The organism is Pseudomonas sp. GW821-FHT02H09 (assembly GCF_059421425.1).
This window is the reverse complement of record NZ_JBWKVA010000049.1, coordinates 1-1,612: the sequence shown is the minus strand read 5'-3', so window position 1 is coordinate 1,612 and position 1,612 is coordinate 1. Positions and strand designations below refer to the sequence as shown.

The following is a 1,612-nucleotide window of genomic DNA, read 5'->3' as shown; positions in this document are numbered from 1 at the left end:
CGATTCTGTTGAAAAAGTAGCTCCCCTGTCTGGCCTGCGGCAAAATCTCTGCATTGGCCGGCGGGGGATCACACAGCATGATGGGACAGTTATCGAGTGGGCAGGAGCGACTGTTTTACTCGTTCAACCTTGAAGATCACATTCCAGCCAATCACCTTCTGCGCAGCATTGATCGGTGTCTCGATCTGAGCGACCTGCGCCATTACCTCGCCGATTTCTATAGCCCGATTGGGCGTCCGTCGATTGATCCTGAACTGATGATCCGCATGCTGATCGTCGGCTATTGCTACGGTATCCGCTCCGAGCGGCGGCTGTGCGAAGAGACCCATTTGAACCTGGCGTATCGCTGGTTCTGCCGGTTAAGCCTTGAAGATGAAGTCCCCAATCACTCGACCTTTTCCAAAAATCGACACGGCCGTTTTCGCGACAGCGATCTCTTTCGCTGGCTGTTCAATGAAGTGCTGCGTCGCTGCATGGACGCAGGTCTGGTTAAAAACGAAGGATTTGCCGTGGACGCCAGCATCATTAAAGCGGATGCGAGTCGGCAGCGCGGCGTACCGGGTGATGAACAGGTCAACTGGAGCGATCCGGCCCTGAGCACCCGCGCCGTGCGTGAGTACCTTGAAGGCCTCGATGAAGAGGCTTTGGCCGAAACGCTACCGAAGCGCCTGTCACTGACAGATCCTCAAGCCCGCTGGACGGCTGCTCCGGGCGGCCCAGCGTTCTACGCTTACTCCACGAATTATCTGATCGATACCGAGCACGGCGTGATCATGGATGTGGAACCCACACCGGCTCATCGAACCGCAGAAGTCGAGAGCACCAAGACGATGATCGATCGGGTCGAAGCGCAGTTCGACATCAAGCCAGAGCGCCTCATTGGCGACACCGCTTACGGCACAGCGCCGATGCTGGCCTGGATGGTGGAGGAAAAAGACATCGAACCGCATGTGCCGGTGTGGGACAAAACCGAGCGCAAGAACGACAGCTTTTCGAGTAACGATTTCCACTGGAATGAAGAGGCTGAGGAATACCGCTGCCCAGCCGGCAACGTATTACGCAGCGAATGGCGAGCCTTCAAGAACGAGCGTTCGCACGTCACCAAAGCCAACACCATCATCTTCCGATCCAGACAGACCGACTGCGCGACATGTCCGATGAAAGCCAAGTGCTGCCCGAACACTTCGATTCGCAAGATCGTCCGCAGCGTCCATGAAGCCGCTCGTGATGTGGCTCGACGCATCGCGGCGACGCCGGAGTACGTGCGCTCTCGCCACGAACGTAAGAAGGTCGAAATGTTGTTTGCCCACCTCAAGCGCATCCTGAAACTGGATCGCTTGCGACTACGTGGCATGAGTGGCGCGTCCGATGAGTTCACGCTGGCGGCCGCGGTACAGAACCTGCGACGTCTGGCCAAACTTGCATCTCAAGGGCCACCTTCTACGGGATAGGTGCGCCTGCACCAAGCAAAAAACCTCAAACTAACCCATTAACAGAGCAGCAAAGGTCAACGAAGGGCCGAGAAACCACTCAATGTGGTGAGTAGGTTCTCCGGTGGTGGTCGCGCCTGAGTTCAGGTGAGCTAAAAATCCGACTTTTTCAACAGAATCGG

1 protein-coding gene is annotated in these 1,612 nt (G+C 56.5%); it reads left to right on the top strand.

What is annotated here, in order from left to right; all coding sequences use genetic code 11:
- Nucleotides 1–77 precede the first annotated feature (77 nt).
- Nucleotides 78–1,451, top strand: coding sequence for a transposase (locus AC07VR_RS31580; RefSeq protein WP_495013640.1), 1,374 nt, complete (start codon nucleotides 78–80; stop codon nucleotides 1,449–1,451).
- Nucleotides 1,452–1,612 lie beyond the last annotated feature (161 nt).